A 1,942-nucleotide genomic window follows, 5' to 3' on the forward strand; every position below is an offset into this window, starting at 1 on the left:
TTATGGGGTCAAGCTGACACAGCTTGCAGGTTTGGGCAGCGCCCATGGTTTTATTCGTGTGGGATATAAATTTGAAAATCAGGGGGCGAGGGAGCGAATTTTGCGACCGTACTACGACCCCCCTTTTAAGTGCCGAGTGCTAATTTTGGTTAAAAATGGTCTTCAAGCCTTTAATATCAATGGTTACAGAGTTTTAAATCTCGGCGAGTTTTCGGCGAGTTTTTAGCGAGTTTTTAGCGAAATAGAGATTTATAGCATATATTATTGACAATAATGTTGCAAAAAAGCATAATAATGGTGTACTTAAATTTGATTTGGTTTGGAGTAAAAATATGGCTACAAATAAAAAAAGAATTACGGTCAGTCTAACCGAAGATCAGTATTTCACTTTGGAAAATCTTGCGAAAGAAAAGGGTTTTTCTAAGTCTGCAATTTTAGCTTTAGCTTTAGAAAATTATTCAAGAAAGGAATTAGAACAAAAAAAATAAGCGAAAACTCGGCTTGGGCAAGACGATAGTTTCCGCTAAACATTGTTGTTCTATCAAGGCTATTTTACCATTATGGCAAAAGACAAATCAAGATACTTCACCTTTTTGTTATATCCTGAATCTATTCCAGAAGATTGGAAATCGAAATTAGAATTAATTGGTGTTCCAATTGCTATTAGTCCATTTCATGATATGGATGAAAAAACTGATAAATCAAAATGGACACCTGATGATGTCATACGAAATGGCAAGCACTATAAAAAGCCGCATTATCATGTTGTCTATGTGGCTAAAAACCCAGTTACTGCTGATAGTGTGCGGTACAAGATTAAACAGCTTCTAGGTGATCGGAGTATCGCTAAAGTGCAAATAGTCATCAGAAGTATGGCAAGCATGTATTCATACCTTACACATGAGTCTAAAGATGCTATTGAGAAGAAAAAACATAAATATAATAAAAAAGATATTACGCTGATAAATAATTTTGATATTGATAGATATATATCGCTTGATGTGGAAGACAAAGACGACATGCTGAATGATGTTTGTGATTTGATTGATGACCATAATTTGGCAAATATGCGTGAATTGAGACGCTTTTTAAAAGCTCATGGTTCAGAATATGGCATGCCTAGTATCAAGGTCGTTAATTCGGTTTTACGTGCTCATACTGGACTGATAAGACTATATTTCGATGCTGTTTATCAGGAACGCAAGTATGGCAGAGGAGACATAGACAAAGAAACTGGCGAGATACAAGATTGATTAGTGAATAAAAAGTGGGTGCTCAATTCGAGCACCTTTTTTTGTTGTCGGCTAGCCGACTTCTGATACAGGAAATTTAGCACAAACACCATCAATTTTAATTGTGGTGTGTAAGTGCGCATTGCTTTAAAAATAGCAATGAAAAAATCAAAAGAAAATGTTAAAGGCGCACTTACACGTCATCAAAGATGACGTTGCGCTAAAACCAGTAAAACCTGTATCAGATTTCGCTTCGCTCAAACAAAACTGACTTGCGTCAGTTGAAACATTCAAAGCAGTTAAAGTCCAGTCGCTAGCCTCCTTCGGACTTTAACTGCTTTGAATGTTGGCTTTAAATGGCTCTAATTTGCTCTCTAAGCCATTTTAGCTGTTAAATGCATAATTAGCTGTCTGTCAACGGTAAATCGACGTAGAACGGCTTTTAGCCGTTCTAGGAGGCTTTAAGGAGTTGATAGACTCACTAGACCAAGACACTTTTGCGCATGCAAAGAAAAGCACACCTGCTTTTTTTGCCTGCCTCACGGCGAGTGCGGGGTGAGTTTGAGCGGGAGCACCCGCTCATTTATGGGGTCAAGCTGACACAGCTTGCAGGTTTGGGCAGCGCCCATGGTTTTATTCGTGTGGGATATAAATTTGAAAATCAGGGGGCGAGGGAGCGAATTTTGCGACCGTACTACGACCCCCCTTTT

At 38.4% G+C, this 1,942-nt stretch carries 4 protein-coding genes; all 4 read left to right on the forward strand.

Features of this window, described 5'->3' with window-relative positions:
- On the forward strand, positions 1 to 226 hold a 226-nt coding region (locus tag FHL05_RS12635; protein WP_238706896.1), incomplete at its 5' end, for a hypothetical protein.
- A gap of 106 nt (positions 227 to 332) precedes the next feature.
- The gene (locus FHL05_RS12310; RefSeq protein ID WP_003555393.1) at positions 333 to 488 is read left to right on the forward strand and encodes a ribbon-helix-helix protein, CopG family; all 156 of its coding nucleotides are present in this window, start codon (positions 333 to 335) and stop codon (positions 486 to 488) included.
- Between the two features lie 72 nt (positions 489 to 560).
- The gene (locus tag FHL05_RS12315) at positions 561 to 1,253 is read left to right on the forward strand and encodes a replication protein (RefSeq protein WP_012695376.1); all 693 of its coding nucleotides are present in this window, start codon (positions 561 to 563) and stop codon (positions 1,251 to 1,253) included.
- A 482-nt stretch (positions 1,254 to 1,735) separates the two neighbouring features.
- Positions 1,736 to 1,942: hypothetical protein (locus FHL05_RS12640; protein ID WP_238706897.1), on the forward strand; the 207-nt coding region annotated here is incomplete at its 3' end.

Source organism: Companilactobacillus halodurans (genome assembly GCF_009600995.1).
GTDB classification, from domain to species: Bacteria; Bacillota; Bacilli; order Lactobacillales; family Lactobacillaceae; genus Companilactobacillus; species Companilactobacillus halodurans.

Bases quoted from the DNA above. Each gene is read 5' to 3' on its own strand.
- FHL05_RS12310 (WP_003555393.1), top strand. From the start codon at position 333: ATGGCTACAAATAAAAAAAGAATTACGGTCAGTCTAACCGAAGATCAG.
- FHL05_RS12315 (WP_012695376.1), top strand. From the start codon at position 561: ATGGCAAAAGACAAATCAAGATACTTCACCTTTTTGTTATATCCTGAA.